At 71.5% G+C, this 14,928-nt stretch carries 15 protein-coding genes and 1 tRNA gene; 5 read left to right on the top strand and 11 right to left on the bottom strand.

Annotated elements, in window-relative coordinates; all coding sequences use genetic code 11:
- Positions 1 to 17: 17 nt before the first annotated feature.
- Both AB0B28_RS18180 and AB0B28_RS18175 read right to left on the bottom strand, forming a co-directional pair.
- Positions 18 to 263 (bottom strand): hypothetical protein, encoded by a 246-nt coding sequence (locus tag AB0B28_RS18180; protein ID WP_360122471.1) that lies wholly within the window; start codon positions 261 to 263, stop codon positions 18 to 20.
- A gap of 141 nt (positions 264 to 404) precedes the next feature.
- Entirely contained in the window at positions 405 to 2,486 is a 2,082-nt protein-coding gene (locus AB0B28_RS18175) for an MMPL family transporter (protein ID WP_360122468.1), read from the bottom strand.
- A 95-nt stretch (positions 2,487 to 2,581) separates the two neighbouring features.
- On the opposite strand from AB0B28_RS18175, the gene AB0B28_RS18170 reads away from it, so the two are divergent.
- On the top strand, positions 2,582 to 3,091 hold the full coding sequence (locus AB0B28_RS18170) for a MarR family transcriptional regulator (RefSeq protein ID WP_360122465.1): 510 nt from the start codon (positions 2,582 to 2,584) through the stop codon (positions 3,089 to 3,091).
- Here the strand turns inward: AB0B28_RS18170 and AB0B28_RS18165 are convergent.
- The 6 genes from AB0B28_RS18165 to msrA form a co-directional block, all read right to left on the bottom strand.
- On the bottom strand, positions 3,064 to 4,239 hold the full coding sequence (locus tag AB0B28_RS18165; protein WP_360122462.1) for a deoxyribodipyrimidine photo-lyase: 1,176 nt from the start codon (positions 4,237 to 4,239) through the stop codon (positions 3,064 to 3,066). The genes AB0B28_RS18170 and AB0B28_RS18165 overlap by 28 nt on opposite strands.
- A 62-nt stretch (positions 4,240 to 4,301) precedes the next feature.
- Positions 4,302 to 4,934, bottom strand: coding sequence for a fasciclin domain-containing protein (locus AB0B28_RS18160; protein WP_360122459.1), 633 nt, complete (start codon positions 4,932 to 4,934; stop codon positions 4,302 to 4,304).
- A 43-nt stretch (positions 4,935 to 4,977) separates the two neighbouring features.
- A complete protein-coding gene (locus AB0B28_RS18155; protein ID WP_360122456.1) occupies positions 4,978 to 6,465 on the bottom strand; it encodes a molybdopterin-dependent oxidoreductase in 1,488 nt (495 codons plus the stop codon).
- Between the two features lie 490 nt (positions 6,466 to 6,955).
- Positions 6,956 to 7,687 carry an anti-sigma factor gene (locus AB0B28_RS18150; RefSeq protein WP_360122453.1) on the bottom strand — a complete coding sequence of 244 codons (732 nt, stop codon included), beginning with the start codon at positions 7,685 to 7,687 and terminating at the stop codon, positions 6,956 to 6,958.
- Positions 7,684 to 8,307: an ECF RNA polymerase sigma factor SigK gene (gene sigK, locus AB0B28_RS18145; protein ID WP_360122450.1), complete on the bottom strand. Its 624-nt coding sequence runs from the start codon at positions 8,305 to 8,307 to the stop codon at positions 7,684 to 7,686. Before sigK ends, AB0B28_RS18150 begins: the two co-directional genes overlap by 4 nt.
- A gap of 80 nt (positions 8,308 to 8,387) precedes the next feature.
- On the bottom strand, positions 8,388 to 8,990 hold the full coding sequence (gene msrA, locus AB0B28_RS18140; RefSeq protein ID WP_360122447.1) for a peptide-methionine (S)-S-oxide reductase MsrA: 603 nt from the start codon (positions 8,988 to 8,990) through the stop codon (positions 8,388 to 8,390).
- Between the two features lie 86 nt (positions 8,991 to 9,076).
- On the opposite strand from msrA, the gene AB0B28_RS18135 reads away from it, so the two are divergent.
- Complete coding sequence (locus AB0B28_RS18135; protein ID WP_360122444.1) at positions 9,077 to 9,442, top strand: VOC family protein; 366 nt, start codon at positions 9,077 to 9,079, stop codon at positions 9,440 to 9,442.
- Positions 9,443 to 9,545: 103 nt separating this feature from the next.
- Here AB0B28_RS18135 and AB0B28_RS18130 read toward each other — a convergent pair whose 3' ends face one another.
- Positions 9,546 to 9,809, bottom strand: coding sequence for a hypothetical protein (locus tag AB0B28_RS18130; protein ID WP_360122441.1), 264 nt, complete (start codon positions 9,807 to 9,809; stop codon positions 9,546 to 9,548).
- Positions 9,810 to 9,921: 112 nt separating this feature from the next.
- On the opposite strand from AB0B28_RS18130, the gene AB0B28_RS18125 reads away from it, so the two are divergent.
- From AB0B28_RS18125 to AB0B28_RS18115, 3 genes are all read left to right on the top strand, one after another.
- Positions 9,922 to 11,094, top strand: coding sequence for a cystathionine gamma-synthase (locus AB0B28_RS18125; RefSeq protein WP_360122438.1), 1,173 nt, complete (start codon positions 9,922 to 9,924; stop codon positions 11,092 to 11,094).
- Between the two features lie 66 nt (positions 11,095 to 11,160).
- Complete coding sequence (locus tag AB0B28_RS18120) at positions 11,161 to 12,528, top strand: amidase family protein (protein WP_360122435.1); 1,368 nt, start codon at positions 11,161 to 11,163, stop codon at positions 12,526 to 12,528.
- A 150-nt stretch (positions 12,529 to 12,678) separates the two neighbouring features.
- Positions 12,679 to 12,751: transfer RNA gene (locus AB0B28_RS18115), tRNA-Ala, on the top strand.
- A gap of 96 nt (positions 12,752 to 12,847) precedes the next feature.
- On the opposite strand, the gene AB0B28_RS18110 is transcribed toward AB0B28_RS18115, so the two are convergent.
- Both AB0B28_RS18110 and AB0B28_RS18105 read right to left on the bottom strand, forming a co-directional pair.
- Complete coding sequence (locus tag AB0B28_RS18110; protein WP_360122432.1) at positions 12,848 to 14,407, bottom strand: alpha/beta fold hydrolase; 1,560 nt, start codon at positions 14,405 to 14,407, stop codon at positions 12,848 to 12,850.
- Positions 14,408 to 14,432: 25 nt separating this feature from the next.
- Complete coding sequence (locus AB0B28_RS18105) at positions 14,433 to 14,900, bottom strand: hypothetical protein (protein ID WP_360122429.1); 468 nt, start codon at positions 14,898 to 14,900, stop codon at positions 14,433 to 14,435.
- Positions 14,901 to 14,928 lie beyond the last annotated feature (28 nt).

The raw sequence follows: 14,928 nt of genomic DNA, 5'->3' as shown, positions 1-14,928 counted from the left end.
GCAATCATGACATGCCCTTATGACACGGTGGTGGTGTCATTTCCGGAGGCGGCCGCGTCGGTGGCCGTCTCGTGCCTGCGACCCAGCGCGCGGGCGACGCGGTCGGCGACGCCGGTCTTGTGGGCGTTGCGAGCGCCGTCCCCGCCGCGGCGGGTGGCCTTGGCGGCCTTGACGAGCTTGCGGGCGAGGCGCTCGTTCTCGGCGCTCTTGCGGAGCTCCTCGGCACGGGCGTAGTGCATGTAGTGGAGGTCGAAGTCGTTCATCCTCAGTCCTTCGGTGTTGCGGCCGGAGCTTTTCCGGCCTGACACCAATACTCGGGCTGAGGCCCGGGCCGGGGCATCAGCAGTCCGCGTCGCCCCGGCCCTTACCCGGCTTAGTTCCTCTCGCGTGAGGCCTGAAATCCCTTACTCGCGGCCTGAGGGCCTTACCTTCGCGAGCTTCGAGGGCCACCAGACGCGGCGGCCGAGGTCGAAGGTGAGGGCCGGGACGAGCAGCGAGCGGACGATGATCGTGTCGATGAGCACCCCGAACGCGACCACGAACGCGATCTGGGCGAGGAACAGGATCGGCAGGACCGCGAGCGCCGAGAACGTCGCGGCCAGCACCACTCCGGCCGAGGTGATGACCCCGCCGGTGGCGACCAGGCCGCGCAGCGTCCCGGCCCGGGTGCCGAGCCGCACCGACTCCTCGCGGACCCGGGTCATGAGGAAGATGTTGTAGTCGATCCCCAAGGCCACCAGGAACACGAACCCGAACAGGACCACGGTCGGGTCGGCTCCGGGGAAGCCGAGCAGGTGGTTGAACACGAGCGCCGAGACGCCCATGGTCGCGCCGAAGGACAGCACCACGGTCGCGGTGAGCAGGAGCGGCGCGAGCACCGAACGCAAGAGCAGCATGAGGACCGCGAGGATGACGGCGAGCACGATCGGGATGATCACGGCCCGGTCCCTTTCGGAGACCTTCAGCGTGTCGAGCTGGATCGCGGTGGGGCCGCCGACTTTCGCGTCGGCTCCGTCCACGTCGTGCACCGCTTCGCGCAGACGCTCCACAGTGGCCTCGGCGGCTTCGCTGTCGGGGGCGTCCTCCAGGACCGCCTCGATCATGACCAGGCCCTCGGCCTCGCGGACCGCGCCGGACTCGTCGACGACCGGCGCCGCCGAAGCGACCCCGTCGACCTCGGCGGCCGCGAGCACTTCCTCAGCGGCATCGGCGTTCGCGATGATCACCGCGGGCGTGCCCGAACCGGCCGGGAAGTGCGCGGCGAGGACCTCTTGACCGGCCACGGAGTCGACGTCGGTGAGGAACACGTCGGTCTGCGCGGTGCCGTCGGCCTTGAGCTGCACCATGAACGCGGCGGCCACGGCCAGGCCCGCGGCCGTGACGACCCAGACCAGGCGCGGGCGGCGGCGGACCAGCCCGGCCACGCCCCGCCACAGGCGCGACCCGCCTCGGACCTTGGCGGTGCGCCTGGGCCAGAACGCGGCCTTGCCACAGATCGCGAGCACCGCCGGGAGGAACGTCGTGGCGGCCACGAAGGACGCGGCGATGCCGATCGCCGCCACCGGCCCCAGGCCCCGGTTGGATTCGAGCTGGCTGAACAGCAGGCACAGCAGGCCGAGCGTGACCGTGCCCGCCGAGGCCGCGATCGGTTCGATCGTGGCCCGCAGCGCCCGCCGCACGGCCGTGAACCGGTCGGCCGAGGCCAGTTCCTCGCGGAACCGCGCCACCAACAGCAGCGCGTAGTCGGTGGCCGCGCCGAACACGAGGATGAACAAGATGCCCTGCGACTGGCCGTTGAGGCTGATCACGTCGGCGTCGGCGAGCGCGTAGACCGCCGCGCTCGCGGCCGCCAGGGCGAACCCGCTCGACAGGAGCACCAGGATCGGCAGCAGCGGGGAGCGGTAGACGAGCACCAGGATCACCGCGACGACCGAGGCCGCCACCAGCAGGAGCAGGCCGTCGACCTCCCCGAAGGCCTCGCCGAGGTCGGCGCCGAGCGCGGCCTGGCCGGTGACGAGCACTTCGAGGCCGCCGGGACGATCCTGGTCGAGGATCTCGCGGATCTCGGCCACCGCTTCAGCGTCGTCGGTGCCCGAGTCGATGACGACGACCATCTGCGCGGCCTCGGGCGGGGTCTCGTCGGAGGGGAAGGGTTGCGGCGGCGGCCCGGCGTTGAACGGGAGCTCGGCCAGCTCGGTCCCGGCGCTCGCGAGGTAGGCGAAGTCGGCGTCGGAGAGTCCCTCAGTGCGTTCGGCGACGATGATCGCGACTGTGGAGTCGGAGTCGGTGAAGGCCTTGCGCAGCTCGTTGACCTCGGTGGACTCGGCCGAGGACGGCAGGAACGCCGAGCCGTCGTTCTCGGCGACCTGGCTGAGCTTCCCGGCGAACGGGCCCGCGAACGCGGCGACGGCGAGCCACGCGAGGGCGAGCAGCGCGGGCAGCAGCCAGCGCCAGCGGGGGACGGAACGGGGTCGGTCGGGGGCCATGGCGGGACTCCTGCGCGTTAGTTCAGTCGAAAAGTATTTCGATCATCGAAATAGTAGACTACAAGGCGGCCCACTTCACCGATTGGACGGCGCGCATGACCCGCGACACCCAAGACGGCCCGGACGCGCCCTCCGACCAGGACCTGACCCGGCTGCTCCAGACGCTCACGGTCGAATCCGACCGGTACGCCGAGCGCTTCGGGGCCCGCCACGGGCTCCACCGCACCGACGTCAACGCGCTCGCGCTGCTCCTGGACGCGGCCCGCCGCGGCGAGCCGATGTCGCCTTCGGCGCTGGCCCGGGAACTGGAGCTGAGCCCTTCGGCCACGACCGCGCTCATCGACCGGCTCGAAGCGGTCGGGCACGTGGCGCGCGAGAAGCCCACCGGGGACCGCCGCCGGGTCGCTTTGACCGTTCCCGAAGCGGGCCTTGAGGAAGGCCGCAAGATGTTCGTGCCGCTGGCGCGGGCGTTCGCCGCCGCGTGGGCCGGGTTCGGCCCGGCCGAGCGGGAGGTCGTGGCCCGGTTCCTGGACGTGAGCACCGAGGCGATGAAGGCCGTCAGCGCCGAATGGGAGCCTCACGAGCAGCCCCAGCGGCGGCGGTAGACCCGGTCGGGGTCGAAGCGGGCGGCTTGGCGCTCGTGGTTGAAGCCGCGATTGGGCCGGGTGTCGTTGCCGGTCCCGGCCGTCCACTGCCAGTTGCCCCAGTTGTTGGCCTCGTCGAGGTCCACGAGGTGGCGCGCGAAGTGGTCGGCGCCGTCGCGCCAGTCCAGGCCGAGGGTGCGGGTGAGGTATCCGGCGCAGATGAGCCGGGCCCGGTTGTGCATCCAGCCTTCGGCGAGCAGCTGCCGCATGCCTGCGTCCACGATGTCGACGCCGGTGGTGGCGGTGCGCCAGGCCTGGAGGGCGGTGAGGTCGGCGTCCCAGTCCTCTTCGATGTTGCGCTTGTACGGGGTGTCGATCAGGGCCGGGAACGCGGCGAGGACCTGGCGGTGGAAGTCCCGCCAGCACAGCTGCCGCACGAACGCCTCGGGCAGGCGCGGATCGGCCGCGAGGACGCGGGCCGAGAGGCAGCCGAGCGCGAGGTAGGGGCTGAGGCGGGAGGTGCGGTCGGCGGCGAGGTCGTCGCGGCCTGAGTCGTAACCGGAGGCCTCCCAGTCGTCCAGGCGGGCGAGCGCGGCCCGTTCGCCGCCGGGCGGCAGGTCCGCTTCGGTCGCCTCGGGCCTGAGGTCGTCGCTCTCGGGCAGGTCGGGGACGCGGAGGCGGTCGACCTCGGCCGCCACGTCTCTCCAGCGGGCCTGCGACCAGGCCCTCCAGTACGGGGTGAAGACCTTGTAGTGGTCGCCGCCGCCGCTGGGACGCAGCCGCCCCGGCTCGACCGCGGACGGTCCGGCCGTGGCCCGGTAGGCGATGCCTTCAGTTTCGCAGGCCTCGGCGAGGTCTGCTCGCAGCTGGGTCTCGAACCTCCCGGCGTCCCTCGCGCACACCACGGCCCGCGCTCCGGTCGCCGCGGCCACCTTCATGACCTGCTCGACCGTGGGGCCCGAGCGGACCACGAGGTCGCCGCCGAGGTCCCTGAGCGATGCGCGCAGGTCGTCGAGCGATTCGAGGAGGAACCGGCGGCGGTTCGGGTTCGAGCGCCGCCGCGGATCGTCCACGTAGAGCGGCACGATCCGGTCGGCCCCGGCCGCTTCGGCCAGCGCCGGGTTGTCGTGGACGCGCAGGTCGGCGGTGAACAGCAGCAGATCGGTCATCTCGGCTCCAGGACGACGTCGACGGGGCCGTCCTCACTGGACGGCCCCGGCAGCGTATCGGTTTACGGCATGAGGACCGTGTCGATGATGTAGACCGTGGCGTTCGCGGTCTGCACGTTGCCGCAGACCACCGCGGCCTCGCCGTTGACGGTGAAGTCCTCGCCGGAGCCGGTCACGTCAAGGGACTCGCCCTGGAGCGTGGCGTGCGTGCCGGTGAGGTCCTCGGGCGCGAGGCGCTCGCCCACCACGTGGTAGGTGAGGATGCTCGTCAGCGTCTCCTGGTCGGCCAGGACCGCGTTCAGGTCGGCCTCGGGGATCTTCGCGAACGCGTCGTCGGTCGGCGCGAACACCGTGATGTTCTCAGCGGAGTTCAGCGTGTCGACCAGGTCGGCCTCGGTCACAGCAGTGACCAGTGTGGACAGGACCGGGTTGTTGCTCGCCGCGGTCGCGACCGGGTCGTCGGCCATGCCCGAGAAGGAACCCTCGCCGTCGGCGGGCACCGCGGAACAGGCGGCGCCGAACTCGCCGGTGGCCATGTCCTCCTCGGTGGTCTGCTCCTCGGTCATCTCCTCTTCGGTCGAGGTGGTGTCCTCGGCGTCGCCGTTCCCGTCGTCCGAACCGCAAGCGGTCAGGGCGAACGCGAACCCGGCGGCCACTACGAGCGCTCCGGTGCGCTTCAGGAGTCGATTGCTCATCGTTCTTGCCTTTCTGTGTTGGTCGGGGCCTTGGCCCCGGGTCTCATTCGGCGGTGACGACGACCGAGTGCCACCCGGTCGCGCCGTCGGGGAACGGCGGCTGCCGCTCCTCTGTCTGTAGGTCCTCGGTGTCGGCCGCCCGCACTTCGAGCTTGTGGCGGCCGGGTTCGGCGTCCCAGGTCAGGTGCCATTGACGCCACGTGTCGGGGCCGATGACGGGCGCGAGCTCGGCCTCGGTCCACTCGCCTTCGTCGACGCGGACCTCGACCAGCTCGATGCCCCTGCGCTGGGCCCACGCGACCCCGGCCACGGCCACCGGCCCGGCCGGAATCGTCCCCAGGGGCTTGGGGGAGTCGATGCGGGAGAAGGTCTTGATCGGGGCCTGGGCGGCCCAGTCGCGCTCGACCCAGTACGGGTCGTAGTCGTCGAAGGAGGACAGTTCGATCTCGACCAGCCATTTCGTGGCCGAGACGTACCCGTACAGGCCCGGGACGATCATGCGCACCGGGAAGCCGTGCTGGTGCGGGAGCGGCTCGCCGTTCATGCCCACGGCGATGAGCGCGTCCCGGCCGTCGGTGCAGGCCCTGGTGGGCGTGCCCGCGGTCCAGCCGTCGGCCGAGCGGGAGACGACCTGGTCGGCGCCGGGCTCGGGGCGGGCCTCGGCGAGGAGGTCGGCCAGGGGCGCGCCGAGCCAGCGGGCGTTCCCGGCGAGGGTGCCGCCGACCTCGTTGGAGACGCAGGAGATCGTGATCTCGCGTTCGACCAGGCCGCGGTCGAGGATGTCCTGATAGGAGAGTTCCATGGGGTTGGCGACGCGGCCGCCGATCTTGAGCCGGTAGTCGTCGGGGAGCACGCGCGGGAGCACCAGGGCGGTGTCGACGCGGTAGAAGTCGGAGTTCGGGGTCAGGTACGGGGTGATCCCGGGGACGTCCAGGCCGGTCCCGGCCGGGCCCACATCGGTCGGCGGGGGCAGCCGGAGCGCCTCGCGGGCGGACTCGAGGTCCGAAGTCCCGCTCAGCCGCCATCCGGCCGCCCCCGCCAAACCGGCCCCCGCCAGGGCGATGAGCACCCCGCGGCGGTCGACCACGCGGCCCGGGACCGGTGCGGCGGCTCTCTCCCGCAGCAGCACACCGAGCACGAGGGCACCGCACGCGGCCCCGACGAGGGACGGAAGGGCCCACGAGGGCCCGGCGGCGGGACGGGTGAGGGCGGCTGCCGCACCCGCCACGCCCAGGAGGGCGAGCACGATATAGCCGACGGCGACGCGGCGGCGTGCGAGCACCCCGGTCACCGCGGCGAGGACGAGCAGCACCAGAGCGATCCCGCCGAGGAGCACGAGCTTGTCGTACTCGCCGAACGCGCGGATCGCGAACTCCTTGAGCGGCTCGGGCGTCGCGTCGATGAAGGCGGCCCCGATCGCGGCCACCGGCGCGCTCCCGGGAGCGATGGCCGCGGCCGCGAGCTGCGCGGTGGCCAATGCCACGGCGGCGCACGCGATGCCGGCCAGAGCCGCTGTCAGTTTCGCCTTCATGCCCCCGATTCGGGGCCGGACCGCCCCCGGATGGGTCCCGGCCCGAAGAAATTCGGATCAATGCCGTGAGCAGGCACGAAGCGGGCCGGATCCGAAGATCCGGCCCGCTTGCGGTGGTCGTAGTCGCCCGGCGAAGGCGGCGGCCCGGCGGCGAAGCGCGTCCTGCGCCACCCGCGCCGACCGGTGAAACCGGCCCGGCCCGCCGTGGCCGACCGGCCGAAGCGCGGTACGTCCGCACCGACCGGCAAAACCCGCCGCGTTCCCGCGAAAGCGACAGGTACTCGCCTCGCGCGTCGACGGTGCGCCGCGCCCGACGAAACGCGACGCTTCCGCCGGTCGCCACCGGCTCGCCCGAACGATTCCGCCCGACCGGGCCGCCCTCGGTGCTACGCGGGCGCGGAAGCGACCAGAACTCACCCGACGCGACCGGCTCGCCCCAGCGAACCCGCCCGGGCGGGCCGCTCGGCGAGGAGCGGCCCCACCTGCGGCGCTACGCGGGCAAGGCCACGTCGGCGATCATCGGGAGCGTCGGGCTCGTCGAGCCGCCCGCCGGTTCCTCGGTCACGCCGATGAGGTCGGCGTCGCCGAGACCTTCGACGAGCATCGTGGCCGAGGAGTCGCCCGGGTCCATGACGCCCGCCGACTGCTGGCCTTCCGCGTCGACCAGCCACAGCTGGTACGCGCGGTCCTCGCTCAGAGCGGCGAGGTCGGAGACGACCACGACCGCGTCGTCGAGCGACTCCGAAGCGATCACCGTGACGCGCCCGCCGCCCTCGGCCTCCTGGTAGGCGACCTCGGCGTCGGCCGCTTCGAGCACCGTCGCGACCCGGTCCTGCTCGGTCGTGGACTGGAGCACCGCCACCGTCCCCACGATCCCCGCGAACGCGGCCGCCACCGCGATCGCCGCGGCCCCCAGCGCCAGACGCCAGCGCGGCATCCTGACCCGGCGCCGCTGGGGCCGGGCGCGCGCCGGTTCGGGAGCGGGAGCGGGCGGGGCCTCCTGGCGGGTCCGGTGCGCGGCGTGCAGCACCCGGTCGCGAAGGCCCGCGGGCGGTTCGGCGATCGTGACGTCGGACAGGCGCGCGACGGTCTCGCGCAGTTCGGCGGCCTCGGCCGCGCATTCGGCGCACTCGGTGAGATGGCGCTCCACGAGGGTGCGCTCGTCCTCGTCGACCGCGTCGAGGACCCACGGGCCGATGAGGGTGTGGACGTCGGCGCTCATCGTGCCACCTCCAGGCAGTCGCGCAGTTTCACCAGTCCGTCGCGGATGCGCGACTTCACGGTGGGGACGGCGGCCTCCAGCAGGACCGCGACCTGGCGGTACGTGTGGCCGCCGTAGTAGGCGAGCGTCACGGCCTGCCGCTGGAGCTCGGTGAGGGTCTTGAGGCAGCGCCGCACCTGCCGGTGTTCGAGGCGGACCGCGGCGGCCTCGGCCACCGCGTCGTAGCCCTCCTCGGTGGGCGCGTCGGCCGCGGCCGCGCGGCGCTCGCGATCGCCCGAGGCCTGCGCCGAACGCACCCGGTCGACCGCGCGGCGATGCGCGATCGTGGCAACCCAGGCACTGGCCGAACCGCGGCGCTCGTCGAAGCGGGTCGCGGTGCGCCACACCTCGATCAAGACCTCCTGCGCGACCTCCTCGGCCTGGGCCGGATCGCGCAGCACCCGCAGGCACAGCCCGTAGACGCGCGGCGCGGTCAGGTCGTAGAGCTGCGCGAACGCGTCCTCGTCGCCCAGCGCGGTGCGATGCAGCAGCTGCTCGGGAGTGTCGGCGGCCTCGCCTGGGACGGCGGTCAGCCGCGGCTGCTCACGGCGTGCCGCACCGCTGCCTTGGTCGGATGTCATCGCGCTCCCGTCTCGAGTACTCGCGGATGGTTCGGAGCGGGGCGCGTCGCGGATGGGTCGGTACTGGAGGGAATTCCCGGTCAGGCCCGCGGCGGCTCGACGTCGACCTGCGCGCGGACGACCCCGACGGGGCACGAGAGCCCGTTGGGGCCGTGATTGCAGTATCCGTTCGGATTGTGGTGCAGATATTGCTGGTGGTAGGGCTCGGCGAGCCAGTACGCGCCCGCCGGGACGATCGCGGTGGTGATCGCGCCCAGCCCGGCCGCGCTCACGACCGGCGCGAACGCCTCACGGCTGGCCTCGGCGGCGGTCTGCTGCTCGGGCGTGGTCGTGAAGACGACGGATCGGTACTGGGTGCCGATGTCGTTGCCCTGGCGCATGCCCTGCGTCGGGTCGTGGTTCTCCCAGAAGACCTTGAGCAGGTCCTCGTAGGCGACCAGCGCGGGGTCGAACACGACCCGCACGACCTCGGCGTGCCCGGTCAGGCCCGTGCACACCTCTTCATACGAGGGCTTCTCGGTGTTGCCGCCCATGTAGCCCACCGAGGTGGTCCACACGCCGGGCACCCGCCAGAACAGCCGCTCCGCGCCCCAGAAACAGCCCATCCCGAAGTAGGCGATCTGGGCGTCGGGGCCCGGCGAGCCCTCGATCGGGTGCTTCAGGACCGGATGCACGATGCTCATTCGGCAAGTCTGTCACGGGGGAAAGACGTTCGCCAGGCGTCGCCCGATGCCGCTACGGTGTGCGGATGGTTTCAAAGATCGGACAAGTGTCCTTCGACGCTCGCGACAGCTACACGCTCTCCAAGTTCTGGTCGGCGGTCACCGGCTACGTCGAGAACCCGAAGTACCCGAACGCGCCCGAGGACGAGGAGAACTTCATCGGCCCCGGCGGCGAGGACCCCGGGCTGCTGTTCATCAACGTCCCCGAGGGAAAGAGCGTCAAGAACCGCCTGCACCTCGACCTGGTCCCCGACACCACCCGCGACGACGAGGTCGAGCGGCTCCTCACCCTGGGCGCGACCCTCTACGAGGACCACCGCAGGCCCGACGGCACCGGGTGGGTCACCCTCAAAGACCCCGAAGGCAACGAGTTCTGCGTCGAGCGCTCCGAATCCGAGCGCGCCGAGGCCTGAATCCCTCGGCCCCAAGTGAACAGTCAGTGAAGACGACGCCGCGGGCGCCCCGAGATCGGGGCGCCCGCGGCGCGAAGTCGTTCCGGATGGCCTTGCGGCGGCGCTACTTCTCGGCGCTGGCGTCGAGCTGGCCGTCGCCGTCGACGTCCACGGCGGCCGTGTCGTACACGCCGTCGCCGTCCTGGTCGATGAGCACGTGGTCGATCACGCCGTCGCCGTCGACGTCCACGGCCTTGAGGTCGGCCACGCCGTCGCCGTCCACGTCCACGTGGTACTCGACCGAGCCGTCCTCGTTGCGCCGCACGCCGACAGTGTCGTCGACGCCGTCGCCGGTGATGTCCATCTTGTGTACTTCGTCGAAGCCCATGAGGCGTCCCCTCCGTGAGGTTGGTTCGATCTGTGAAGCCGGGAAGTGTTGACACTGCACGATAGCGTGCCTATCACACTGCATCGGTACTCGCGTCGGTTAGCGTAGGGGCATGCATGAAGGCACAGGGTCCACCTCTGTCACGGGCGGCGTCAGGGGCCACGGGTTCTCCACGCTCGCCATCCACGCCGGGCAGGAGCCCGATCCGCTTACGGGAGCGGTGGTTCCGCCGATCTACGCCACCTCGACCTACAAGCAGGACGGCGTCGGGGGGCTGCGCGGCGGGTACGAGTACTCGCGCTCGGGCAACCCCACGCGCACCGCTTTGGAGGCTTCGCTGGCCGCGATCGAAGGCGGCTCGCACGGCTTCGCGTTCGCGTCCGGGCTGGCCGCCGAGGACGCGATCCTGCGAGGGCTGTTGGCCCCCGGCGACCACGTGGTGATCCCCGACGACGCCTACGGCGGCACGTTCCGCCTGTTCGACAAGGTCGCGGCCAAGTGGGGCCTGCGGTACACCGCCGCCCCGCTGACCGACCTGGCCTCGGCCATGAACGCGGACACCAAGATGGTGTGGGTCGAGACCCCCACCAACCCGCTGCTCAACATCGCCGACATCGAGCAGATCGCCGACCTGGCGCACCGCTCGGGCGTGACCGTGGTCGTGGACAACACGTTCGCGAGTCCTTACCTCCAGCAGCCGCTCGCGCTGGGGGCCGACATCGTGGTCCACTCGACCACCAAATACGTCGGCGGGCACTCCGACGTCGTCGGCGGCGCGGTGATCGTGAACGACGACGAACTCGCCGAGAAGATCGGCTTCCACCAGAACGCGATGGGCGCGGTCGGCGGCCCCTTCGACGCGTTCCTCACCTTGCGGGGCATCAAGACCCTCGGGGTGCGCATGGACCGCCACTGCGACAACGCCGAACGCGTCGCCGAATACCTCGCGGGCCACCCGAAGATCGCGGAGGTCCGCTACCCGGGCCTGGCCACGCATCCGGGACACGACCTGGCAGGCAAGCAGATGAAGCGCTACGGCGGCATGGTCTCGTTCCGGCACAAGGACGGCGAGCAGGCGGCCCTGGACGTGTGCGGGCGCACCGAGGTGTTCATCCTCGGCGAATCGCTCGGCGGCGTCGAATCGCTCATCGAGCACCCCGGGCGCATGACCCACGCGTCCGTGGTCGGCTCCGCGCTCGAAGTCCCCGCCGACCTCGTGCGCCTCTCGGTCGGCATCGAAGACGCCGACGACCTCCTGGCCGACCTGCGCCAGGCGCTCGGCTAGCCGGCGGGCGCGGACCGAGTCCGCGCCCCCGTCACCGCCAACCCCCGCGAGAAAGAAGGACGAGCAGTGAGCTGGTCGGGAACCACCGCGCAGCAGATAGCCAAGGCGGTCCGGCGCGGCGACGCCGACGCCGCGATCGTCGTCGACCACCACCTCCAGCGCATCGAAGACCACCGCGAGGGCGAAGGCGCCCTCACCGGGGTCCGCAAGATCGAGTCGCTCGCCGAGGCCGCGGCCGTCGACGAGATCGACAACCGCGACTCTTTGCCCGCCGCCGGGGTCCCGGTCGCGGTCTGCGAGCAGCTGCCGGTCACCGGGCACGCGCCCAGGCTCGGCTCCAACGCGGCGGTCCTGCCGATCGCCGACACCGATCACCAAGCGGTGCAGCGCATCAGGGGCGCGGGCGCGGTCGTGGTGGCGTTCGGACGCTCCTCGGAACTGGGGCTGTGGCCCGCGACCGACGACGACGGCAACGTCCCGGCCAACCCGTGGCGGCCCGACCGCGGCATCGGCGGGCCCTCCGGCGGCACCGCTCTGGCGGTGGCCACCGGCGCGGCCCCGATCGGCATCGGACTCGACGGACCGGGTTCTGCCGGCGGGGTGCGCACCGCGGCCGCGGCCTGCGGGATCGTGGCGTACAGCCCCGAGCACGTGCCCGCCGACATCGACGCCGACCCCGACCACTGGCTCGGCGGCCACGTCGGCGTCATGGCCACCACCGTCGAGGACGCCGCGCTCGCGTACGCGGCGCTGACGCACCGGGCCCCGCGCGGCACCGGCGACCCCGGGCGGCTGCGGATCGCGGCCACGAACGCCGCGCCGCTGCCCGCCCGCGTCGACGAGGACGCCACCACGTGGCTGCTCAAAGCCGTGCGATCGCTGACCGACCTGGGCCACGACACGTTCCGGGCCAAGCCGCGCTTCGGGGCGCGGCTGACCTCGGCGTCCTCGGGGGCGTGGACGTGCGCGGCGTACCTGCGCAGCCTCAAATGCGGGCCCGACGGGCTCCAGCGGCGCACGCGGCGGCTCGTCTCGGTCGGCGAGCGTACGTACCTGCGGGGGCTGTTCGGCGGCGTGCTCGGCGACGGCAACCGGGTCCGGCGCCACCTGGAGGACTGGTTCGACCAGGAGGACTACGACCTCCTGATCACCCCGGGCCTGCCCGCGGCCCCGCCCGCGGCCCGCGACTGGTCGGCCGACACGCTGCGCGCCAACGTCACCCACCTCGCGGGCACGGCCACCTTCACCGCGCCCTTCGGCCTCGCGGGCCTGCCGGCCCTCGTCGTCCCGGTCGGCATGCGCTCGGACGGCGCCCCGGCCACGGTCCAACTCGTCGGCCCGCCCGGCTCCACCGGCCGCCTCTTCGACGTGGCGGCCCAACTGATCGCCAAACTCCGCCCCCGCCGCTACGCCCCCGGCCTCAACTGGAACTAGCCACCGGGCCCCTCTCTCCCGAGAGGGGCCCACAAAACCCCAGCTCACAAACGTGACCCCCATCTCCGCCCCCACCCCGGCCCCACCCCGCGCCCCTGTGTAAACTTATGCGGGTTCCAAGGTCTCCGACCTTCCGGAACACCACACCAAGGGGCTTTGGCGCAGTTGGTAGCGCGTTTCCATGGCATGGAAAAGGTCAGGGGTTCGAATCCCCTAAGCTCCACAGATATTGAGTACATTAGGGACCTTCTTGTTGAAGGTCCCTATTTTGTTGCCCTGTGCCTGGGACCGGTTCGGGGCGAGGAGGGCACTGCGACGGTCAGTCGAGGGTGCAGGTGGCTCCTTCGTCGGGGGTTTTGAGGTCGACGATGTACTCGCTGACGACGTCGTTGACGCATGCGTTCGCGCCGCTCATTGCGACGGTGTGCTGTTCGCCTTCTACGGTGAGGAGGGTGCCGCCCAGGGTGTCGGCCAGGGTGACGCCGCCCTCGTACGGGGTGGTGGGGTCGCCCGTGATGGAAATGGTGAGGGTGGCGGGGAGGCCCGTGATGTCCTGCGCGTACGGGTAGGTGAGCTCGGTGTCGCCCGGCATGGCCTCGCAGCCGTCGCGCGCGCCCTCGACGCTCTCTCCCGGGTCCAGGAACGGGGCTTCCTCCCAGATCTGCGCGCGCAGCTCCTCCTCCTGCTCGGGGGTACGGCGCTGCTCGTCCATGCAGTTGATGACCACGTTCGCCTCGAGGTAGTTCGACCAGACCCCGTCGGAGCCGCGTTCGGCGAACCCGTCGCCGAGGGCGAGCAGTGTGTCGCCCTTGCCCTGCGTCAGCTCCGCGATCCCGGCCTGTACTGCGGGCCAGGTCGTGGACTGGTAGAGCCCGCCGATGACGGCGCCGATCGCCGTGTTGAAGTCCACGGTCCGGCCGCTGCTGGTCGTCGCGGGCTCATCGATCAGCGGGCGGACGATCTCCTGGAACCGCATCAGCGCCTGATCGCGGTCCTGTCCGAGGACGCAGTCCGGGGTCTGAGTGCAGGCGTCGGCCATCAGGTCGAAGGAACGCTGGAACCCGGCGTATTGAGTGACCTTCCGTTCGGCGGTCTGCAAGGTCGGGTCCTGGGCGCCGTCGAGGACGAGCGCGCGGACCTTCGAGGGGAACATCTCCGCGTACACGGCGCCCAGCCGCGTCCCGTAGCTCTGCCCGATGTAGGTCAGCTTCTCGTCGCCGAGGACCGCTCGGAGGATGTCCATATCGCGCGCGACGTTCGGCGTGCCGACCTCGGCGAGGAACCGCTCGCCGCCGGTGCGTTCGACGCACTCGTCGGCGATCGCCTCCGTGTCCGCCGCCGTCCAAGCGCCCTGGAGGACCCCGGCGGGGAACACGATCCCGGTCTCGTCGTTCTGCTCGTCGGAAAAGCAGTCGATGGCCGGGGACGACGCCGACACACCGCGCGGATCGAAGCCGACGATGTCGTACTGCTCGGTGATGGCGGTGTCTTTCAGACCGACGGAGGCGATGATGGCCTGCAACTGGCCGGAACCGCCGGGGCCGCCCGAGTTGACGATCACCGAGCCCTTCGCGTCCCCGCTTGCGGCCATCCGCGTCACGGCGAGTTCCGTGGTGCCGTCGTCGGGGCGGTCGTAGTCGACCGGAACCGTCAGGCGGGCGCACTCGGCGCGGGTGACGGCGGCGAACGTCGTCTCCTGAAGTTCGGTGACGGCATAGCCTTCGCAGGACTCGAACCGCAGGTCCTGGTCGTAGAAGCGGCTCAGATCGGGCGCCGTCTCAGCGGTGTCCGTGGTGGCCTCCGTCGTGCAGGACACCAGGAGTGCTGCCGGGACGAGTGCGGCGGCGAGGAGGGCGGGGAATCTGTGCTTTCTGCGCATGATGCGTTCCTTTCGTGTGAAGTCTCTAGTGCCCGAGTACCTGGATGCCCAGTCCGCCGAGGACCGCGACGGCGACTCCCCAGACCACCACCGACACCAGTTCCCAGGCGAGGACCCTGCTGGGGTTCGCGCCGAAACCGACCATCGCCGCGGACGAGATCTGCGTGGGGTGGCCGATGAGCGCGACACCAGGGATCCCGAATCGCTGGAACAGGCGGCCGACGCGCTCGCGTCCGGGAGAGGTCGTCGCCGGCTCGGGCGTCGATCGGACACGTCGTCGGATCCGGCGCGAGAGGAAGACGATGAGTACGACCACCGCGGCGTTCCCCGCGATCGCCGCGCTCGCCGCGACGGCCGGATGCAAGCCGATCGCGACGCCGATGAGCGTCCCGGTGTACGACTCGACGAACGGGATGGTGGCGACCAGGAAGACGGCGAACCATTGAAGCCAGTCGGGGAACGACTGGGTGAAGTCCTGCAGGGTCTCGATCATGAGGTCCCTCCTTTGAAGTGCGTGTATG

It is taken from the genome of Glycomyces sp. NPDC046736 (assembly GCF_040645615.1).
In the GTDB taxonomy this organism is placed as follows: Bacteria; Actinomycetota; Actinomycetes; order Mycobacteriales; family Micromonosporaceae; genus Glycomyces.
Note: the sequence above shows the minus strand (reverse complement) of the source record. Positions and strands in the feature narration are given on the sequence as shown.

Excerpts from the sequence above, each read along its gene's own strand:
- AB0B28_RS18170 (WP_360122465.1), top strand. The coding sequence starts at position 2,582 with ATGACCCGCGACACCCAAGACGGCCCGGACGCGCCCTCCGACCAGGAC.
- AB0B28_RS18130 (WP_360122441.1), bottom strand. The coding sequence starts at position 9,809 with ATGGGCTTCGACGAAGTACACAAGATGGACATCACCGGCGACGGCGTC.
- AB0B28_RS18155 (WP_360122456.1), bottom strand. The coding sequence starts at position 6,465 with ATGAAGGCGAAACTGACAGCGGCTCTGGCCGGCATCGCGTGCGCCGCC.
- AB0B28_RS18150 (WP_360122453.1), bottom strand. The coding sequence starts at position 7,687 with ATGAGCGCCGACGTCCACACCCTCATCGGCCCGTGGGTCCTCGACGCG.
- msrA (WP_360122447.1), bottom strand. The coding sequence starts at position 8,990 with ATGAGCATCGTGCATCCGGTCCTGAAGCACCCGATCGAGGGCTCGCCG.
- AB0B28_RS18175 (WP_360122468.1), bottom strand. The coding sequence starts at position 2,486 with ATGGCCCCCGACCGACCCCGTTCCGTCCCCCGCTGGCGCTGGCTGCTG.
- AB0B28_RS18160 (WP_360122459.1), bottom strand. The coding sequence starts at position 4,934 with ATGAGCAATCGACTCCTGAAGCGCACCGGAGCGCTCGTAGTGGCCGCC.
- AB0B28_RS18105 (WP_360122429.1), bottom strand. The coding sequence starts at position 14,900 with ATGATCGAGACCCTGCAGGACTTCACCCAGTCGTTCCCCGACTGGCTT.
- AB0B28_RS18125 (WP_360122438.1), top strand. The coding sequence starts at position 9,922 with ATGCATGAAGGCACAGGGTCCACCTCTGTCACGGGCGGCGTCAGGGGC.
- AB0B28_RS18165 (WP_360122462.1), bottom strand. The coding sequence starts at position 4,239 with ATGACCGATCTGCTGCTGTTCACCGCCGACCTGCGCGTCCACGACAAC.
- AB0B28_RS18110 (WP_360122432.1), bottom strand. The coding sequence starts at position 14,407 with ATGCGCAGAAAGCACAGATTCCCCGCCCTCCTCGCCGCCGCACTCGTC.
- AB0B28_RS18180 (WP_360122471.1), bottom strand. The coding sequence starts at position 263 with ATGAACGACTTCGACCTCCACTACATGCACTACGCCCGTGCCGAGGAG.
- sigK (WP_360122450.1), bottom strand. The coding sequence starts at position 8,307 with ATGACATCCGACCAAGGCAGCGGTGCGGCACGCCGTGAGCAGCCGCGG.